This is a genomic window from Novilysobacter erysipheiresistens, assembly GCF_036663935.1.
Classification (GTDB): domain Bacteria; phylum Pseudomonadota; class Gammaproteobacteria; order Xanthomonadales; family Xanthomonadaceae; genus Novilysobacter; species Novilysobacter erysipheiresistens.
Genome location: NZ_JAXGFP010000003.1, coordinates 307,395 through 326,874, shown reverse-complemented (window position 1 = coordinate 326,874; position 19,480 = coordinate 307,395). Strand labels below are relative to the sequence as shown.

Sequence of the window (19,480 nt, the reverse complement as noted above, 5' to 3'; positions counted from 1 at the left end):
CGCAGGCGCACCCGCACAAGGTCGCGAGCGCGTACCATCCTTGTCAAGGCGCCGCGGGCGGATGGTGCTGAACGGTACAGGGCCGATGCGTCAAACGGTGACTTTCATCACATTTTAAGTCGCTTTACTTCCCGATGCAGAAACTGGAGAAGATCCGGCCGAGCAGGTCGTCGGCCCGCACCCGTCCGGTGATCTCGCCGAGCGCGTCGTGGGCGACCCGCAGCGCTTCGGCGGCAAGATCCAGCGCTTCGTGATCGAGCTGCGCCCGCGCTTGGGCCAGTTCGTCGCCGGCACGACGCAGCGCATCGACGTGGCGCGCGCGAGCGGTGAATGCGCCGTCTACCGCGTCGCCCCCCTCCGCCGAAGCGAGCTGGCGCAGACATGCATGCAAGGCGTCGAGGCCGGCGCCGGTGCGTACCGAGATCGATAGGTGGCGGTCGCCGGCGGTGTCGTCCGGCAGCGCCGCGACGACGTCGAGCAGGTCGGCCTTGTTGTGCAGCCACAGCCGCCTCGGCACGCCGACGATCGCGTCGGCCACGGCGGACCGGCCATCCTGCGGGTCGCGCGCGTCGAGCACCACGATCGCGAGGTCGGCCCGCTGCAATTCGCCGTGGGCGCGGCGCATACCCTCGCGCTCGATCGCGTCTCCGCCCTCGCGCAGGCCGGCGGTGTCGACCAGGCCCAGTTCGACGCCGTCGATCCGCACCACCTCGTGCAGCAGGTCGCGGGTGGTGCCGGCGATGTCGGTGACGATCGCGCGCTCGCTGCCGGCGAGCGCATTGAGCAGCGAGCTCTTGCCGGCGTTGGGCGGACCGATGATCACCGCGTGCAGGCCGTCGCGCAGGCGCCGGCCGCGCTCGGCGGCGGCAAGCAGGTCGTCGAGCGCCGAAGCCAGGGCCTCGCAACGCGCGCGCAACGCGGCGCCGCCGAGGGTGTCGAGCGGTTCGTCGGCGAAGTCGATCGCCGCTTCGACGTGGATGCGGATCGCCATTAGCGATTCGGCCAGGGCCTCGACCCGCCGCGAGAACTCGCCATCGAGCGCGCGCCGGGCCGCACGCGCGGCGCGCGCGTCGCCGGCGGCGATCAGGTCGGCGACCGCTTCGGCCTGGGCGAGGTCGAGCCGGCCTTCGAGGAAGGCGCGCTCGCTGAATTCGCCTGGCCGCGCATGTCGGGCGCCGAGCGTGCAACAGCGCGCCAGCAGCTCGTGCAGCACCGCCGGGCTGCCGTGCGCCTGCAGCTCGACCACGTCCTCGCCGGTGTAGCTGGCCGGCGCGGCGAAGTACAAAGCGATGCCATCGTCGAGGGTGTCGCCACGCTCGTCGCGGAAACGCGCGTGATGGGCGTGGCGTGGGGTCAGCGCGCGGGCAGTGATCGCCTCGCCGATCGCGCGAGCGCGCGGGCCGGACAGGCGTACGATGCCGACCCCGCCGGCACCCGGCGCGGTGGCGATGGCGGCGATGGTGTCGCGCTGGGCCATCTCGGTAGTGTGCGTCATCGCGGTGGCCGGCAAGGCGACGCAAACAAAAGCCCGCGCGCGGCGGCTCTTGCATGCCGGTTTCAGGCTCAGGCCTTGACCGGCTCCTCGCTGTACTTCTTGACCATCCACCATTGCTGGATCAGGCCGAGTCCGGCATTGGTCACCCAGTACAGCACCAGGCCGGCCGGGAAGAACGCGAAAACCACGCCCATCACCACCGGCATGAACTGCATCATCTTGGCCTGCATCGGATCGATGCCGGTCATCGGGTTGAGTTTCTGGGTCGCCCACATCAGCGCGATGTTGATCACCGGCAGCACGAAGTAAGGGTCGGCCGCGGTGAGGTCGTCGATCCACAGGATCCACGGCGCGTGGCGCAGCTCGACCGACTCCGACAGCATCCAGTACAACGCCAGGAACACCGGCATCTGCAGCAGCAGCGGCAGGCAGCCGCCGACGGGGTTGATCTTCTCCTTCTTGTACAGCTCCATCATCGCCGACTGCAGTTTCTGGCGGTCGTCGCCGTAGCGCTCCTTGAGCTGGGCCATGCGCGGCTGGAACTTGCGCATCTTCGCCATCGACTTGTACTGCGCCGCCGACAGCGGAAACATCACCAGCTTGAGGATCACCACCAGACCGACGATCGCCCAGCCCCAGTTGCCGAGCAGTCCGTGCAGCTTGGCCAGCACCCAGAACAGCCAGCCGGCGAGCGTCGCCATGATGCTGAAGCTGCTGAAGTCGACCGCGCGCTCCAGTCCGGGCACGTTCTGCGACTGGATGTTGGCTACCAGCTTGGGACCGACCCACAGTCGGGCCTGGCTGGCGGCAGTCGCGCCGGGGGCGACGCTGACGCCGGGGCCGAGTTCGCGAATCAGGTAGTGGGTGCCGCCAGTGCCGCTCGGGGTTGCCAGCGAGAACGTGCTGGTAGCGTCCTCGGCCGGAATCCAGGCGCCGAAGAAGTGGTGCTGCAGCATCGCGATCCAGCCGCCGGTGACCTGCTGGTTGAGCGGGCCGTCATCGACGAAGTCGTCGTAGTCGCGCTTGTCGTATTCGCCGGCGCCGAACCACGCCGCGCCCTGGAAGCTGTACTGCTCGACGCTCATCGGGCCGGATTTCTCCAGCGCGCGCGGCACCCGGCTCAGCTGGCGGTAGACGAAACCCTGCCACGGCGCATCGCTGCCGTTGACCACTTCATCGCGGACCTGCACCGCGTAGTCGCCGCGGCCGAAGGTGTAGGTGCGGCGAATGGTGACGCCGTCCGGACCGGTCCAGGTGAACGGCACCACGACCTGCTGCTCGCCGGGATCGAGGGCGAGGTCGGCGCCGGCGGGCAATGCGGCGCGGTCGAACACGAAACCCTGCAGGTGGCTAGGCGCGGCACCGCTGTTGCTGACCCAGCCACTCTGGGCGACGAAGTAGTTGGCTGGATCCTGCGCGAACAGCCGCACCGGCGCGCTGTCCTCGTCGGCCGTGCTCGGGTACGCCAGCAGGTCGGCCTGGCGGATCTCGCCGCCGTCGAGCACGACCTGCAGCACGTCGGTGCGAACCGTTACGGCAGCCGGACGGTTGGCATCCGCGGTCGCCGCGGCGGGCACGGCCTGGCTTCCCGGCTGCGCGGTGGCGGCCAGCGTCGGGACCGCGCCGGCGGTGGCGGCATCCGGCACGCTGGCATCGCCGGCATCGACGCGACTGGTGACCGGGGTCGGCGGCGCAACCTGTTCCTTGTCCCACGCCATCCACAGCAGGGTCGCCACCATCAGCCAGGCGAGGATCAGGAACATGCGGGTCTGGTTCATAGGAAGGTTTTCACGGACAACAGGAAGGCTCAGTCGCCGTCGACGGGCGGCGCGGGCGCAATGGAGGGGGAACCGGTCGCGGCCGGAGCGGATTCGGACCGGGACCCGGCGGGCGCCGGCATTGTGCCGGCCACGGCAGGCACGGGCAACGACGCACGCCCATCGGCCGACAAGGCGCCGGCGCGCTGCAACAGATTGAGGAAGGCATCGCGCACCTGCGCACCGCCGAGGCGGGCGGCGCCGACCCGCGCGACCACGACGTAATCGCCGTCGGCCAGCATGGCGCGATGGTGGCGGAAGGTCTCGCGCAGTACGCGTTTGATCCGGTTGCGGCCGACCGCATTCGGATCGACCTTGCGCGACACCGCCAGGCCCAGTCGCGGGCCGTCGGTTGCGCTATCGGGCTGGTCCGACGAAGGTGCCTGCCAATGCAATGCAAGCACGGGCAGCGCCACGCGCCGGCCATGCTTGAAGATGCGATCGAAGTCCGAGCCTGCGCGTACCCGCGCGCTGCGCGGGAAGCGGGTCGTCGTCATTGGGCGGGCAACGGCGGCGAGGGGCGGCCGCTGCGACACAACGCGCGGTTTAGGCGCAGAGACGCTTGCGACCCTTGGCGCGGCGGCGCGCGAGGATCTTGCGGCCATCGGCGGTCGCCATGCGGGCACGGAAACCGTGGTCGCGCTTGCGCTTGAGGTTGCTGGGCTGGTAGGTGCGCTTGGTCGCCATGAGGACGGCTCGGTATCTGGTGCGGAATTGACCGGCAAGTCTAGCGGCCCGCGCGCGCGCCGGTCAAGCCAGACCCGCCGGCGGCCGCCGCGCGCCGACGCCTGGCGCGTCCTGGCGATCGGCGCGCGGCGCCTACTCCCGGCCTCCGGGCGGTGATAGTCTGGCCGGCCCCATTCGACTCCCGTCGCGCGCCAATGTGCTGCGCGGGGCGGTCGCGACCTGCCGCCGGACAGCAACAAAGACCCATGGATGCCTGGCCCCGCTGCCTAGAACGCCTCGAAGCCGAACTGCCGGCCGAGGACGTCCACACCTGGCTCAAGCCGCTGCAGGCCAGCCGCCGCGACGACACCACGGTGCTGTACGCGCCCAATGCGTTCGTGGTCGAGTTCGTGCGCGAGCGCTACCTCGGCCGGATCCGCGAACTGCTGTCGCATTTTGCCGGCAGCGACGATGTCAGCCTCGAGGTCGGTTCGTTGCCGCGCGCCAGCGCCGTTCCGGTCGCCGCGCCGATCGCCGCAACGCCCGTACCGAACGTGGTGTCGCCGCTGGAGTCGTTCAACGGCCATCTCGACAGCCACTACACCTTCGACAACTTCGTCGAGGGCCGCAGCAACCAGCTCGGCCGCGCCGCCGCCTGGCAGGCCGCGCTCAAGCCCGGCGACCGCGCCCACAACCCGCTGCTGCTGTACGGCGGCACCGGCCTGGGCAAGACCCACCTGATGTTCGCCGCCGGCAACGCGATGCGCACCGCCAATCCCGGTACCCGGGTCATGTACCTGCGCAGCGAGCAGTTCTTCAGCGCGATGATGCGGGCGCTGCAGGACAAGGCGATGGACGGCTTCAAGCGCCAGTTCCAGCAGGTCGACGCACTGCTGATCGACGACATCCAGTTCTTCGCCGGCAAGGACCGCACCCAGGAGGAGTTCTTCCACACCTTCAACGCGCTGTTCGACGGCAAGCAGCAGATCATCCTGACTTGCGACCGCTACCCGCGCGAGGTCGAGGGCCTGGAGCCGCGGCTGAAGTCGCGCCTGGCCTGGGGCCTGTCGGTCGCGATCGACCCGCCCGACTTCGAGACCCGCGCGCAGATCGTGCTGTCGAAGGCCAAGGAGCGCGGCGCGACGATCCCCGAGGAGGTCGCGTTCCTGCTGGCCAAGAAGATGCGCTCCAACGTGCGCGACCTCGAGGGCGCGCTCAACACCCTGACCGCACGCGCCAACTTCACCGGTCGGGCGATTACCGCCGAGTTCGCCCAGGAAACCCTGCGCGACCTGCTGCGCTCGCAGCAGCAGTCGATCTCCATCCCCAACATCCAGAAGACCGTGGCAGACTACTACGGCCTGCAGATCAAGGACTTGTTGTCGAAACGGCGGACCCGCTCGCTGGCCCGGCCGCGCCAGATGGCGATGGCGCTGACCAAGGAGTTGACCGAGCACAGCCTGCCGGAGATCGGCGACGCGTTCGCCGGCCGCGACCACACTACGGTGCTGCATGCGTGCCGGCAGATCCGCACGTTGATGGAGTCGGACGGCAAGATGCGCGAGGACTGGGAAAAGCTGATCCGCAAGCTGAGTGAGTGAGGCCTGTGTGGCGGCTGGGAACAAGCTGTGGACAACTCGACACCCGAGTTCGGACATCAAAGTTGTCCACAGCTTGTTCCAAGGTTCGGATGGTGGTTGTACCGGGCTTTGCCGTTGAGAAAAATCCAGTAGAAACAATCGTTTGAGTCAGTTTTCCCGGGTTTTGCGCGACACCATCACCATCAAGCTTTTGATTTATTCAACTCTTTTGTATTGGGCATAGGGGAAGGACCGCATGCGTTTCAGCCTGCAACGAGAAGTGTTTCTCAAGCCGTTGGCCCAGGTCGTCAACGTGGTCGAACGACGCCAGACCCTGCCTGTGCTGGCCAACTTGCTGGTCCAGGTCACGGACGGCCAGCTGTCGCTGACCGGTACCGACCTGGAAGTCGAGATGGTGTCGCGCATTTCGGTCGACGACGCCGAAGATGGCGAAACCACAATCCCGGCGCGCAAGCTGTTCGACATCGTTCGCGCCCTGCCCGACGGCAGCAAGGTCACGGTGGCCCAGGGTGCCGACAAGGTCACGGTGCAGGCCGGGCGGTCGCGTTTCACCTTGGCGAGCCTGCCAGCCAACGACTTCCCGTCGATCGACGAGGTTGAGGCGACCGAACGGGTCCGCGTGCCAGAGGCGACCCTGAAGGAGCTGATCGAGCGCACCGCGTTCGCGATGGCCCAGCAGGACGTGCGCTACTACCTCAACGGCCTGCTGTTCGACCTGCGCGAGGACACCCTGCGCTGCGTCGCCACCGACGGCCACCGGCTGGCGCTGTGCGAGGCGGCCTACGAGGGCAGCACCCAGGCCAAGCGCCAGATCATCGTGCCGCGCAAGGGCGTGACCGAATTGCAGCGCCTGCTCGAAGGTGGCGAACGCGAGCTCGAACTGGAAATGGGCCGCGGCCACATCCGGGTCAAGCGCGACGATGTCACCTTCACCAGCAAGCTGATCGACGGCCGCTTCCCCGACTACGAGGCGGTGATCCCGATCGGTGCCGACAAGGAGGTGAAGATCGACCGGGAGGTGTTGCGCGCCTCGCTGCAACGCGCCGCGATCCTGTCCAACGAGAAGTACCGCGGAGTTCGGATCGAGGTTTCGCCGGGGCAACTCAAGATCAGCGCGCACAACCCCGAGCAGGAGGAGGCACAGGAAGAGGTCGAGGCCGACACCCGGGTCGACGACCTTGCGGTCGGTTTCAACGTCAATTACCTGCTGGACGCGTTGTCGGCGCTGAAAGGCGAACAGGTGGTTCTGGCTCTGCGCGATGCCAACTCCTCGGCGCTGGTTCGCGAGGCCGCCAACGACAAGTGCCGGCACGTGGTGATGCCGCTGCGGCTCTGAAGGGCGCAGCGCATCGGCGTGTTCCACGTGGAACACGGTAGCATCAACGACACGCCCGGCTTGCCCGGGCGTGTCGGTTTTGGCGCCGGCGTGTTTCCGGTGCGACCGTGGAAGCCATACGCATGCATGTAACCCGACTGGACATCCATCAGTTCCGCCGCTTCGAGCAGGTCCACCTGTCGCCTGCGCCGGGACTTAACGTCATCACCGGTGACAACGGCGCCGGCAAGACCAGCGTGCTCGAGGCTCTGCACCTGATGGCGTACGGACGCAGCTTTCGCGGCCGGGTCCGCGACGGCCTGGTCCGCAGCGGCCAGTCCGCGCTTGAGGTTTTCGTCGAATGGCAGTCCTGCGTGGGCGGGGATGACGCCCGTGCCCGGCCCTCGAACGCCGACGGCGCGGACCCTGTCGCTCGGATTCGCAAGGCCGGCCTGCGGCATGCGGGTCATGCTTGGGAAGGACGACTCGACGGTCAGTCCGTCACCCATCTGGGAGAAATGTGCGCCGCCTTGGCAGTGGTGACCTTCGAACCCGGCAGCCATGCGTTGATCGCTGGCGCCGGGGAAGGACGTCGACGCTATCTCGATTGGGGGTTGTTCCACGTGGAACCCGGTTTTCTCCCGCTGTGGCGGCGGTACTCCCGGGCGTTGAAGCAGCGCAATGCGCTGCTGAAGGCCCGGGCGTCCGATACCCAGCTCGACGCCTGGGACCATGAGCTGGCGGAAGCTGGCGAGCCCTTGGGCCGGCACCGCGAGCACTACCTGACGGCGCTGCAACCAGGGTTTTCCCGGCTCGCGGCCGAGCTTGCGCCAACCCTCGGCGAAACCCGGCTGGGTTACCTGCCTGGCTGGCGGCGCGACGACCTGTCACTGGCGGATGCCCTGTTGCTCGCACGGCCGCGCGATCTGCAGTCAGGGTTCACCTCGGTCGGGCCGCATCGCGCGGATTGGCGGATCGAGTTTTCCGCGGTCCCGGGACGGGAGGCGCTCTCGCGCGGGCAGGCCAAACTGACCGCCCTGACCGCCTTGCTCGCCCAGGCCGAACACCACGCAGCGGCCTGCGGCGAGTGGCCGGTGTTGGGTTTCGACGATCTGGCCTCCGAGCTCGACCGGTCACACCAGCGACGGGTGCTGCAGTGGTTGCTGGCGAGCCGGGCCCAGATCTTCGTGACCGGCACCGAGCCGCCGTCGGCCCTCGCGGATGTCGCGTCGAGGTTCTCGTTGTTCCACGTGGAACAAGGGCAGGTAACGAGGGGTAGTTAAAGGTTCCACGTGGAACTCGGCTGCGACGCGTTGCTTGCTGTCCCGACAGGCGCGGTCAATCCCCGTCCGCTATACTCGGGAACACATATTTAATGCGTTTTTCGGCGTCGTCGCGCACCCAGCGGCCGCGCCGTCGGAGCCTGCTGCGCAATGACCCAGACCGAGCACGACCCCTCTCCGTCTCAGGACGACACCGCCTCGTCGACCGAAGCCCCGGCCACCTCCCAAGCCTACGATTCCAGTCGAATCACCGTCCTGCGCGGGCTCGAGGCCGTGCGCAAGCGTCCCGGCATGTACATCGGCGACGTCCATGACGGCACCGGCCTGCACCACATGGTATTCGAGGTGGTCGACAACTCGATCGACGAGGCCCTCGCCGGCCACGCCAACGAAGTCGTCGTGACCCTGCATGAGGACGGCTCGGTCGGCGTGTCCGACAACGGTCGCGGCATCCCGGTCGACATCCACAAGGAAGAGAACGTCTCGGCCGCCGAGGTCATCCTCACCGTGTTGCATGCCGGCGGCAAGTTCGACGACAACAGCTACAAGGTTTCCGGCGGTCTGCACGGCGTCGGCGTGTCGGTGGTCAACGCGCTGTCCGAGCACCTGTGGCTCGACATTTGGCGCGATGGCTTCCACTACCGCCAGGAATATGCGCTCGGCGAGCCGCTGTACCCTCTCAAGCAACTCGAGGCGTCCGACAAGCGCGGTACCCTGCTGCGCTTCAAGCCGGCGGCGGAGATATTCACCGACGTCCAGTTCCACTACGACATCCTCGCCAAGCGCCTGCGCGAGCTGTCGTTCCTGAACTCCGGGGTCAAGATCGTCCTCGCCGACGAGCGCGGCGAAGGCCGGCGCGACGTGTTCCAGTACGAGGGCGGCATCGCCTCGTTCGTCGAACACCTGGCCCAGCTCAAGACCCCGCTGCACCCGAACGTGATCTCGGTGACCGGCGAGCAGAACGGCATCACCGTCGACGTCGCGATCCAGTGGACCGACGCCTACCAGGAAACGATGTTCTGCTTCACCAACAACATCCCGCAGAAGGATGGCGGCACCCACCTGATCGGCTTCCGTGCCGCCCTCACCCGTACCCTGTCCAACTACATCGAACAGAACGGCATCGCCAAGCAGGCCAAGGTCAACCTGTCCGGCGACGACATGCGCGAGGGCATGATCGCGGTACTGTCGGTCAAGGTGCCGGATCCGAGTTTCTCCAGCCAGACCAAGGAGAAGCTGGTCTCATCCGACGTGAGACCAGTTGTTGAGCACACGTTCGGTGCACGTTTGGAGGAGTTCCTGCAGGAACATCCCCACGAAGCCCGCGCGATCGCCGGCAAGATCGTCGACGCCGCGCGCGCCCGCGAGGCTGCCCGTAAGGCCCGCGACCTGACCCGCCGCAAGGGCGCGCTCGACATCGCCGGCCTGCCCGGCAAGCTCGCCGACTGCCAGGAGAAGGATCCGGCCAAGTCCGAGCTGTTCATCGTCGAGGGTGACTCCGCCGGCGGCTCGGCCAAGCAGGGCCGCAACCGCAAGACCCAGGCGATCCTGCCGCTGAAGGGCAAGATCCTCAATGTCGAGCGCGCCCGCTTCGACCGCATGCTGGCTTCCGCGGAAGTGGGCACCCTGATCACCGCGCTCGGCACCGGCATCGGCAAGGACGAGTACAACCCCGACAAGCTGCGCTACCACCGCATCATCCTGATGACCGACGCTGACGTCGACGGCAGCCATATCCGCACCCTGCTGTTGACGTTCTTCTACCGGCAGATGCCGGAACTGATCGAGCGCGGCCATATCTACATCGGCCTGCCGCCGCTGTACAAGATCAAGCAGGGCAAGAACGAGATCTACCTCAAGGACGATGCCGCGCTCAACGCCTACCTCGCCGCCAACGCGATCGAGGGCGCCGCGCTGGTGCCGGCCGAGGGCGAGCCGTCGATCACCGGCAACGCACTGGAGACGCTGCTGCTGGCCTACGCCGGCGCCCGCGACACCATCGCCCGCAACGCCCATCGGTATGACCCGAACGTGCTGGAAGCGCTGATCGACTACACCCCGCTCGACTCCGAGCACCTGGCGCAGAACACCGACGAGCGCCACGAGCTCGATGCGCTGGAGAAACGGCTCAACCGCAGTGGCCTGGGCAAGCCGCGCTACACCGTCAGCCTGCAGCCGGCAACCGACGCTCACCCCGCCGCGCTGCTGGTGCGACGCATCCACATGGGCGAGGAACTGCTGCAGGTATTGCCGCTGGCGGCGTTCGAGGGCGGCGAGTTGCGCCCGTTGCGCGAGGCAGCCTCGCTGCTGCACGGGCTGATCCGCGACGGTGCCAAGATCGTCCGCGGCAACCGCGAACAGCCGGTCGAAAGCTTCGCCGAGGCCCAGGCCTGGTTGCTCGATGAAGCCAAGAAAGGCCGCCAGATCCAGCGCTTCAAGGGTTTGGGCGAGATGAATCCCGAACAGCTGTGGGACACGACCGTGAACCCCGAGACCCGCCGCTTGTTGCAGGTCAAGATCGAGGACGCGGTCGCGGCCGACCAGATCTTCAGCTGCCTGATGGGTGACGTGGTCGAGCCGCGACGCGAGTTCATCGAGGACAACGCGCTGAAGGTTTCCAACCTCGACGTCTGACGGTGTGCTTTGACGGCCTGTTCATCCGGGCCGGACTACAACCAACCCCTCGGCAAAATGTCACGGAACAGGGACCGCCCATGAAATCTCTGCTGCTCGGCCTGGCGATCGCGACCGCGGTCGGCGCCTGCGCCACCACCACTTCGCCGACCGGGCGCACCCAGCGCGTCGGCGCGGTGTCCCAACAGCAGCTCGACCAGATGGGCGCGCAGGCGTTCGCCGAGTACAAGGCCAAGCTGCCGCAAAGCCGCAATGCCGGCCAGACCGCGTACGTCCGTTGCGTGGTCAACACCATCACTCGCGAGTTGCCGGCCGGCGCCCACACGCAATGGGAAGTGGCGCTGTTCACCAACGAATCGCCCAATGCCTTCGCCCTGCCCGGCGGCAAGGTTGGCGTCTACACCGGCATCTTCGACGTCGCCCGCAACCAGGACCAGCTGGCAGCGGTGATCGCCCATGAGATCGGCCACGTGATCGCCCACCACCACGACGAGCGCGTCACCCGCCAACTCGGCGCCCAGGCCGGACTCGGCATCATCGGCGCGCTGGTGGGCTCGCAATATGGCGCCAACGCCGCCCAGGCCACCCAGCAACTGGGCGGCGCGGCGGTCCAGGCCGCCTTCCTGCTGCCCAACAACCGGGCCCAGGAAGGCGAGGCCGACGTGGTTGGCCAGCGCCTGATGGCCCGCGCCGGTTTCGACCCGCGCCAAGCGGTCAACCTGTGGCAGAACATGATCGCCGCCAGCAGTGGCAGCCGCGCACCCGAATGGCTGTCGACCCACCCCGACCCGCAGTCCCGGATCAACGAGTTGCGCGCCCGCGCGGGCGATCTGATGCCGACCTACCAGCAGGCTCGAGCCGCCGGCCGGACGCCGGACTGCGGTTAGCCAGACGCCAGACTCGGCAAGGCCACACTTTCGTCGTGACACGACTTTCTGATAGCGTGACCTCCCCTTGGTGTTCACGCCACGTCCACGCTTCCGCGTTGGGTAGTAATTGAGGTGATTCGATGACGTCCCCCACCCCCCGCAACCGCGCCCTGCTCGCGGCCGCTGTCGCCGCCGTGCTCACGTTCGGCGTGATTGGACAAGCCAGCGCCCAGCGTTCGCTGGAAGAGCGAAAGCAGGCGGAAGAGCGCAAGGCCGGCAAAACCGCCAAGGTCGAAAAGACGGAAACCGCGGTGCTCTACCCGCAGGCGACCCGCGAAGCCCCGGAACCCGAGTTGGCGGCGACGACCGCGAAGTCGCTCGAGGCGATGACCGCGCTTTACCAGGCGGGCAAGACCGCCGAGGCGCGTGCCGCCGCGGACCAGGTCATCGCCGATGCCGAAGCCAGCGCCTACGCCAAGGCGTATGCCGCGCAGATCGCCGCGCAGGTCGCCTACACCGGCGGCGATTCCAAGGCGGCGGCGCAGTACTACGCCCAGGCCGTCGAGCTCGACAGCCTCGACAACAACTCCCACTACAACGCCATGTTCAACCTGGGCCAACTGCAGCAGGCCAACGGCAAGCCCACCGAGGCGCTGGCGACGATCGAGCGCTTCCTCGCCGAAACCAAGAGCCAGGACCCGTCGCACCTGATGATGAAGGGCCAGGCGCTGTACCTGGCGAAGCGCTACCCGGAGGCGATCACCGCGCTGGAGCAGGCGATCGCCGCCAGCGAGGCACCGAAGCCGGAGTGGCAGGCGCTGCTGATGCAGGCCCAGGTCGAGGGTGGCCAGGGCAATGCGGCGCTGCAGACAGCCGAGCAGGTCGCGGCCGCCCAGCCCGACGACAAGCGCGCGCAGATGAACCTGGCGGTCCTCTACCAGCAGGCCGGCACACCCGAGAAAGCGATCGCGGTGCTGGAGAAGCTGCGCACCGCGGGCAAGCTCACCGAGGCGTCGGAGTACCAGCAGCTGTATGTCACCTACATCAACATGAAGGGGCAGGAGACGCAGGCGATCGAGGTCATCGAGGAGGGATTGCAGAAGGGCATCCTGCAACCCGACTTCAATACTCAGGTTGCGCTCGCGCAGAGCTACTACTTCTCCGGCCAGACCGCTCCGGCGATCGAGGCCTACCAGAAGGCGGCACCGCTGGACTCGGACGGCAGCACCTACCTCAACCTGGCCAAGATCCTGCTCAACGAGGGTCGCAAGGACGAGGCTCGCGCCGCGGCCGAACAGGCCAAGGCCAAGGGCCTCGAACAGCCTGACCAGGCGACCTCGATCATCCAGTCGGCGGGCGGTTAACCGCATCACGAAAACAAGAAGTTCTGCTTGGAAGCATGGGCAGACTTTGGTATATCCTAGGAGGTTCTCACGGCCGGCAAGGCGTGGGGGCCACACCCGGTCCGCGGCGTCCCATGGCGCACGGCATTCCTTCCCCGAGCTGACGGCGCAATGACGCAAGACTTGGAAATCCCCGCTAAGAACAAAGACGACCGCGAAGGGTTGAACTGGGCGCGCATCGCCGGTATCACCATGGCGCTCACCGTGCACGGCGCGGCGTTGCTGCTGCTGCTCGCGCCGATGGCCCCGCCACCCAGCGATACGGTGGAGGAAGAGGTGACCTTGGTGAACATCATCAAGCCGCCACCGCCGCCGCCACCGCCGCCGCCGCCGCCGCCGGAGCCGCCCAAGCCGATCACTCCACCGAAGGAGCTGTCGCCGCCGAAGCCGACCCCGTTGCCGCCGCCGCCGGAGCCGCCGCCGGTCGTGTTCGACGACCCGAGCCCGGTCGACGTGCCGGCGCCGCCGCCGGCACCGCCGGCACCGCCGGCGCCGCAAGACACCCTCGGTTCGGTCGACCCCTCGTCCAGGGCGATGAACCCGCCGCGCTATCCGCCGGATGCGCTGCGCAGCGGGGTCGAAGGCACGGTGATCCTGGTGATCAGCATCGATGCCCAGGGCAACGTCCTGGACATCGAGGTCGAGAAGTCCAGCCGCAACCGTGACCTCGACCGTGCTGCGGTCGACGCGGCAAGGAAATGGCGCTTCACCCCGCAGATCAAAAACGGCGTAGCCGTTGCCAGCCGGGTCCGTGTCCCGGTCGATTTCAACCTCAACTGACGCGGCGCCCAAGCTTCACCCAGCCGCTTCCGTTGAGATCCAGTTGCTGTACTCGTAGTCCCTTCTTCCACGACATCCATAGGTAAGCATCATGCTTCAGGAAACCACCACTGCCGCTGCTGGAGGCTCCAACGCCGAAGCATTCCAGCAAATGAGCTTCACCCACATGGTCCAGGCGTTCGACGCCGTCGCATGGATCGTGTTCGTCACGCTGGTCTTGTTCTCGGTCCTGTCGGTCTACTGGATCGTGGTCAACTTCATCAAGAACGTGCGCCTGCGCGCCAGTTCTGAGCGGGTCATGAGCACCTTCTGGGAAACCTCCAACGCGCAGGACGCGATCCGCTACATGGAAGAGCAGAAGCGCAGTGAGCCGTTCTCCAAGATCGCACTCGATGCCGCCCAGGCCGCGGCACACCACCAGCGCAACGAAGGTTCGCGCCTGGTCGAGTCGCTGAACCGCTCCGAGTTCGTCGATCGCGCCCTGCGCCAGGCCGTGACCCGCGAGTCGATGCGCCTTGAAAGCGGCATGACCCTGCTTGCCACCGTCGGTGCGACCGCGCCGTTCGTCGGCCTGCTCGGTACCGTCTGGGGCATCTACCACGCGCTGCTGCGCCTCGGCCAGAGCGGCGAGTCGTCGATCCAGGCGGTGGCTGGCCCGGTCGGTGAGGCCCTGATCATGACCGCGTTCGGTCTGTTCGTGGCGATCCCGGCGGTGCTGGCATACAACTTCTTCACCCGCACCAACCGCCTGACCAACAACAAGTTCGATACCTTCGCCCATGACCTGCACGACTTCTTCGCGACCGGTTCGCGCGTCGGCGAGCAGAAGCGCTAAGCGACCCGTCGTCACTCAAGGTTAGTTGGAGTTCGGATATGGCCTTCAGTACAGGCAACAGCGCGACCGGCCCGATGGCCGAGATCAACGTCACGCCGCTGGTCGACGTGATGCTGGTGCTGCTGATCATCTTCATGATCACGGCACCGTTGATGTCGCACAAAATCGAGGTCGCGTTGCCGGAAGTCGACATCGGTCGGTATGACGAGAAGGCTCCCGAGGTACCGCCGATCACCTTGGCGATCACCCAGGACGGCAAGGTGTACTGGAACGACGAGCCGGTTACCGTGCAACTGCTCGAAAGCCGCCTGTCGGTCGAAGCGCAGAAGACGCCACAGCCGCAGATCAATGTTCGCGGCGACAAGACGACCAAGTACCGGTCCATCCGGGACGTGGTGGAACTCGCGCAACGCCAAGGCATGCGCAAGGTCGGCTTCGTCGCGATCAAGGATCGCTCCAACTAACCCCGGAGACAGAACATGGCTTTCAGTTCCAACTCCAGCGGCGGCGCGATGGCCGACATCAACGTCACGCCGCTGGTCGACGTGATGCTGGTGCTGCTGATCATCTTCATGGTGACTGCGCCGATCGCCTCGTATCCGATCGAGGTCAACCTGCCGCAGCGCACCACCGCGCCGCCGCCGCTGACCGAGCCACCACCGCCGATCAGCCTGCGGATCGACGCGTCGGGTCAGGTCTACTGGAACAACTCGCCGTACCCGCTGTCCACGATCGCGAACATGATGCGCGAGACCGTCCAGCGCGACCCGACCAACCAGCCGCAGCTCGAAATCGACACCAACCCGGACGCCGATTACGGCATCCTGGCGCAGGTGCTGGCGCACGCCAAGAACGCGGACATGAACAAGATCGGATTCGTCCAGAACTGATCGAAGCATCGATAGCAGTTGCCTACTGTCGTATTGGAAACGCCGCCCCAGGGCGGCGTTTTTTTGTCCCGGCGATGGAGTGCGAGCGCGCGCTCAGCGGCCCGGGTCGGCCCCGAGAATCGTCAGGTAGCCGCGGACCGTCGCGGCCAGGCCGCCGTAGAGCGCTTCGCCAATCAGGGCGTGGCCGATCGAGACCTCGAGCACCTCGGGCACCGCCCTCAGGAACGCCCCCAGGTTGGCCTGGTTGAGATCGTGGCCGGCGTTGACGCCGAGTCCCGCGGCACCGGCCAGCCGGGCGATCGCGGCGAAACGCCGCAGCATCGGCTCCGCGCTACTGTCCACCCAGGCGTCGGCGAAAGGTCCGGTGTACAGCTCGATCCGGTCGGCGCCGGTGGCTGCGGCGTGCTCGATGCCGGCCGCGCCCGGTTCGATGTCGGCGTTGGCGAACAGGCTGACCCGGCAGCCGAGGTCGTGCAGCTGTCCGACCAGTGGTCGCAGCCGCGCGCCGTCGCGGGCGAAGTCGAAGCCGTGGTCGGACGTCAGCTGGCCGTCGTCGTCGGGCACCAATGTGGCTTGGGCCGGTCGGACCTGCTCGCACAACGCGAGGAAGCCCGGGTAGCCCGGCCGTGGCGGCGCGAACGGGTTGCCTTCGAGGTTGAACTCGACGGCGTGGGCGCGGGTCAGCGCGGCCAGTGCGTGGACGTCGTCTTCGCGGATGTGGCGGGCGTCGGGCCGCGGGTGCACCGTGATGCCGTGGGCACCGGCGTCCAGGCAGGCACGGGCGGCGCGGACCACGTCGGGTTCGTTGCCGCCGCGCGAGTTGCGCAGCACCGCGATTTTGTTGACGTTGACGCTGAGGACGGTCATCGCGGCAGCCAGCGGTCGGCCGTGCTCATCCGGCCCGATCGAACGGATCGACCGATGCGCGCGCCTCGGCCTGCTCGCGCAGGCGGCGCAGTTCGTCGGGGTCGAGCATCAGGCCGGCATCGCGGCTGCGGCTGTCGATGCGCCGGGCCAGCAGTTGCATGACTCCGGTGACGACCAGGACCAGCGCGACCAGCAGGCAGGCGAGCAGCAATGCCATCGAGGTGGTCTTGAAGGCGACCAGCAGGGCGGCCACGGCAAACAGGAACATCAACCAGGGCATCGGCAAGCTCCGCAAGGCAGGCCCGACAAGTGTAGCGGCGAGCGCGGTCCGGCCGGAAGCCATCCGCGCTAGAGCAACGGCGACACCAGTCGCGCCAGCGCCTCCGGCACCCGGGTCCGCCACAATGGCCGGTCGCGATCATCGCGAACGCGAATGGCGCGCCCGCATTCGTGCTCGATCAGCCCGGACAGGCCATCGGCCAGCGCGGGATCGCAGAACAGTACCGACACCTCGAAGTTGAGCCGGAAGCTGCGGTTGTCGAAATTGGCGCTGCCGATGATCGCCAACGCGTCGTCGCACAACAGCGCCTTGGTGTGCAGCAGTCGCGGACCGTACTCGTAGATCCGCACGCCGGCGGCGAGCAGGTCGTCGAAATACGAGCGCGCGGCATAGGTCACCAGCCGGCTGTCGCTGAGCTTCGGCACCAGCAGGCGCACGTCGACCCCGCCCAGCGCGGCCGAGGTCAGCGCCATCATCGCCGCCTCGCCGGGCACGAAGTACGGCGTGACCAGCCAGACCCGGCGCTGGGCGGCGTGGATCGCGCCGACGTGCAGGCGGTGGATCGCCTCCCACGACGAGTCCGGTCCCGACACCAGCACCTGCGCCGCGACCGCGCCCGGTTGCGGTGGCACGTCCGGCAGCCGCAGCGGCGCCTCGCCGGTGGCGTACGCCCAGTCCTCGACGAACACCAATTGCAGCGAGCGCACGACGTCGCCCTCCAGTCGGAGGTGCAGGTCGCGGTAGGCATCGTCGCGCAGGCGCTCGTCCTGCGCGTCGGTGATGTTGATGCCGCCGGTGAACGCGACGCGGCCGTCGATCACCACGATCTTGCGATGGGTGCGCAGGTTGAGCCAAGGCCGCTTCCAGAACCAGCGCAGGCGCATCGGATGGAACCACGCGACTTCGCCGCCGGCGTCCAGCAACGGTTGCAGGAACCGCCGCGAGACCTTGCCCGAGCCGACCGCGTCGAGCAGCAGTCGCACCTCGACCCCGGCCCGCGCGCGTGCGATCAGCGCGTCGCGCAATGCCGCGCCGGTGCGGTCCGGCTCGTAGATGTAGTACTCCAGGTGCACGTGTTCGCGTGCCTGCGCCACCGCGGCAAGCAGCGCCTCGAACGTGGCCGCGCCGTCGATCAGCAGCTGTGCACTGGTCGCGGTGGTCGGCGGCAACCCGGTGGTGGCCTGGGCCACCCGCGCCAGTTCGATCGCCTCGGCGCTCGGCGCCAGCCCCGCCGGCGGCGCGGGCAGCGACGCGCGTGCGCGCACCCGGCGCAGGCGCTGTCGCTTGATCCGCTGCGGACCGAAGAAGTAATAGATCAGGAAGCCCAGATAGGGCAGGGCAGCGAGGCTGATCAGCCAGCTCAGGGTCGCGGCGGGCGCACGCTTCTGCAACGTGATCCATAAGCCCAGCCACAGCACGTAGGCCAGCCATCCGAGCGTCAGGTACAGGCCGAGATGCTCGACCGAGACCAACTGGTGCCACAGGTCGATCAGGAGGTCGGGCATGCGGGAACGGTCTCTGAACGATTCAGGGGCGGTCGCTTGCGGTGCGACGGCGCCAGCCTAGGCTAAGCGCATGGAAGACGCCCGCAAAGCCCAGACGCCAATCAAGGGCCGCGGCGCCGCGTCCCGGGTGACCGGCCGCTATGCGACGACCGAGGCGATCGGCATCGACGACGGCTGGGACTCGGTGTACGCCGACCTCGCCGACACGCCGCGGCCAGCCACCGTGGTCACCGAGGAACGCGCGCGCAGCGTGGTCAGCCGCAACGATTCGCCCGACGTCGGGTTCAGCCAGTCCGTCAACCCGTACCGCGGCTGCGAGCATGGCTGCGTGTACTGCTTCGCGCGTCCGTCGCATGCCTACCTGGATCTGTCGCCGGGGCTGGATTTCGAGACCCGGCTGTTCGCCAAGACCAACGCCGCCGAACGCCTGCGGGTCGAACTGGCGAAGCGCAATTACGTCCCCCAGCCGATCGCACTGGGGATAAACACCGACGCCTACCAGCCGATCGAACGACGCTACCGGATCACCCGCGAGGTGCTGGAGCTGCTGGCCGAATGTCGCCACCCGGTCAGCTTCGTCACCAAGGGCGCGATGATCGAGCGCGACGTCGACCTGCTTGCGGCGATGGCGCGCGAGCGGCTGGTCAGTGTGTATTTTTCGATCACCACGCTCGACAACAAGCTGGCGTCGCGGATGGAACCGCGCGCCTCGGCGCCGCACGCGAAGCTGCGCGCGATGCGGGCACTGGCCGATGCCGGGGTGCCGGTCGGGGTGATGGTCGCGCCGGTGGTGCCGATGGTCACCGACCACGAGCTCGAACACATCCTGCAGGCCGCGCACGAACACGGCGCGCGCGCCGCCGGTTACGTACTGCTGCGACTGCCGCATGAACTCAAGCAGGTCTGGCGCGAATGGCTGCAGCTGCACTATCCCGAGCGCGCCGCGCATGTGATGAGCCTGCTGCAGCAAATGCGTGGCGGCAAGGACTACGACCCCGCGTTCGGGCGCCGCATGCGCGGGCAGGGACCGTTCGCGGACCTGATCGCGCAACGGTTCGCCAAGGCCTACAAGCGGCTCGGATTCGGGCGGCTGCCGGCGCTGGACAGTTCGAAGTTCGTGGCGCCGCGTGTGCCGACGCCGCAGGGCGAGCTGTTCTAGCAGCGATTCCATTGTAGGAGCGACGTAAGTCGCGACCCGCGGAACGTTGGAGGCGATGTACAGGTCGCGACTTACGTCGCT

The 19,480-nt window shown here is 67.6% G+C and carries 18 protein-coding genes; 11 read left to right on the top strand and 7 right to left on the bottom strand.

The genetic code is table 11. From position 1 onward, the window contains the following. Window positions 1-124: 124 nt before the first annotated feature. The 4 genes from mnmE to rpmH form a co-directional block, all read right to left on the bottom strand. Window positions 125-1,477 (bottom strand): tRNA uridine-5-carboxymethylaminomethyl(34) synthesis GTPase MnmE, encoded by a 1,353-nt coding sequence (gene mnmE, locus SNE34_RS07520; protein WP_332616517.1) that lies wholly within the window; start codon window positions 1,475-1,477, stop codon window positions 125-127. A gap of 86 nt (window positions 1,478-1,563) precedes the next feature. After that, window positions 1,564-3,273 (bottom strand): membrane protein insertase YidC, encoded by a 1,710-nt coding sequence (yidC, locus tag SNE34_RS07515; RefSeq protein ID WP_332616216.1) that lies wholly within the window; start codon window positions 3,271-3,273, stop codon window positions 1,564-1,566. Window positions 3,274-3,302: 29 nt separating this feature from the next. Beyond that, window positions 3,303-3,809 (bottom strand): ribonuclease P protein component, encoded by a 507-nt coding sequence (gene rnpA / locus SNE34_RS07510; protein WP_332616516.1) that lies wholly within the window; start codon window positions 3,807-3,809, stop codon window positions 3,303-3,305. 49 nt (window positions 3,810-3,858) lie between these two features. Next, entirely contained in the window at window positions 3,859-3,999 is a 141-nt protein-coding gene (gene rpmH, locus SNE34_RS07505) for a 50S ribosomal protein L34 (protein WP_031374044.1), read from the bottom strand. A gap of 245 nt (window positions 4,000-4,244) precedes the next feature. On the opposite strand from rpmH, the gene dnaA reads away from it, so the two are divergent. From dnaA to SNE34_RS07455, 10 genes are all read left to right on the top strand, one after another. After that, window positions 4,245-5,579 (top strand): chromosomal replication initiator protein DnaA, encoded by a 1,335-nt coding sequence (gene dnaA, locus SNE34_RS07500; RefSeq protein WP_332616213.1) that lies wholly within the window; start codon window positions 4,245-4,247, stop codon window positions 5,577-5,579. Window positions 5,580-5,814: 235 nt separating this feature from the next. Further along, window positions 5,815-6,915 carry a DNA polymerase III subunit beta gene (dnaN, locus tag SNE34_RS07495; protein ID WP_332616211.1) on the top strand — a complete coding sequence of 367 codons (1,101 nt, stop codon included), beginning with the start codon at window positions 5,815-5,817 and terminating at the stop codon, window positions 6,913-6,915. Between the two features lie 122 nt (window positions 6,916-7,037). After that, window positions 7,038-8,177, top strand: a complete 1,140-nt coding sequence (gene recF, locus SNE34_RS07490) for a DNA replication/repair protein RecF (protein WP_332616515.1) — start codon at window positions 7,038-7,040, stop codon at window positions 8,175-8,177. Window positions 8,178-8,327: 150 nt separating this feature from the next. Continuing rightward, a complete protein-coding gene (gyrB, locus tag SNE34_RS07485) occupies window positions 8,328-10,811 on the top strand; it encodes a DNA topoisomerase (ATP-hydrolyzing) subunit B (RefSeq protein ID WP_332616209.1) in 2,484 nt (827 codons plus the stop codon). 80 nt (window positions 10,812-10,891) lie between these two features. Next, a complete protein-coding gene (locus SNE34_RS07480) occupies window positions 10,892-11,698 on the top strand; it encodes a M48 family metallopeptidase (RefSeq protein ID WP_332616207.1) in 807 nt (268 codons plus the stop codon). A gap of 122 nt (window positions 11,699-11,820) precedes the next feature. Further along, on the top strand, window positions 11,821-13,044 hold the full coding sequence (locus tag SNE34_RS07475) for a tetratricopeptide repeat protein (protein ID WP_332616205.1): 1,224 nt from the start codon (window positions 11,821-11,823) through the stop codon (window positions 13,042-13,044). A 150-nt stretch (window positions 13,045-13,194) separates the two neighbouring features. Next, complete coding sequence (locus tag SNE34_RS07470; RefSeq protein ID WP_332616203.1) at window positions 13,195-13,863, top strand: energy transducer TonB; 669 nt, start codon at window positions 13,195-13,197, stop codon at window positions 13,861-13,863. A gap of 91 nt (window positions 13,864-13,954) precedes the next feature. Continuing rightward, window positions 13,955-14,698: a MotA/TolQ/ExbB proton channel family protein gene (locus tag SNE34_RS07465; RefSeq protein ID WP_332616202.1), complete on the top strand. Its 744-nt coding sequence runs from the start codon at window positions 13,955-13,957 to the stop codon at window positions 14,696-14,698. Window positions 14,699-14,736: 38 nt separating this feature from the next. After that, complete coding sequence (locus SNE34_RS07460; RefSeq protein WP_332616200.1) at window positions 14,737-15,162, top strand: ExbD/TolR family protein; 426 nt, start codon at window positions 14,737-14,739, stop codon at window positions 15,160-15,162. A gap of 15 nt (window positions 15,163-15,177) precedes the next feature. Next, the gene (locus SNE34_RS07455) at window positions 15,178-15,588 is read left to right on the top strand and encodes an ExbD/TolR family protein (RefSeq protein ID WP_332616198.1); all 411 of its coding nucleotides are present in this window, start codon (window positions 15,178-15,180) and stop codon (window positions 15,586-15,588) included. Between the two features lie 93 nt (window positions 15,589-15,681). On the opposite strand, the gene SNE34_RS07450 is transcribed toward SNE34_RS07455, so the two are convergent. From SNE34_RS07450 to cls, 3 genes are all read right to left on the bottom strand, one after another. Then, window positions 15,682-16,455: a pyridoxine 5'-phosphate synthase gene (locus tag SNE34_RS07450; RefSeq protein ID WP_332616196.1), complete on the bottom strand. Its 774-nt coding sequence runs from the start codon at window positions 16,453-16,455 to the stop codon at window positions 15,682-15,684. Between the two features lie 25 nt (window positions 16,456-16,480). After that, window positions 16,481-16,735, bottom strand: coding sequence for a hypothetical protein (locus SNE34_RS07445; RefSeq protein ID WP_332616194.1), 255 nt, complete (start codon window positions 16,733-16,735; stop codon window positions 16,481-16,483). Window positions 16,736-16,803: 68 nt separating this feature from the next. Further along, window positions 16,804-18,240 carry a cardiolipin synthase gene (gene cls / locus SNE34_RS07440; RefSeq protein WP_332616192.1) on the bottom strand — a complete coding sequence of 479 codons (1,437 nt, stop codon included), beginning with the start codon at window positions 18,238-18,240 and terminating at the stop codon, window positions 16,804-16,806. Between the two features lie 70 nt (window positions 18,241-18,310). Here cls and SNE34_RS07435 point away from each other — a divergent pair, with 70 nt between their 5' ends. After that, window positions 18,311-19,399: a PA0069 family radical SAM protein gene (locus SNE34_RS07435; RefSeq protein ID WP_332616190.1), complete on the top strand. Its 1,089-nt coding sequence runs from the start codon at window positions 18,311-18,313 to the stop codon at window positions 19,397-19,399. The last annotated feature ends 81 nt before the right edge of the window (window positions 19,400-19,480 follow it).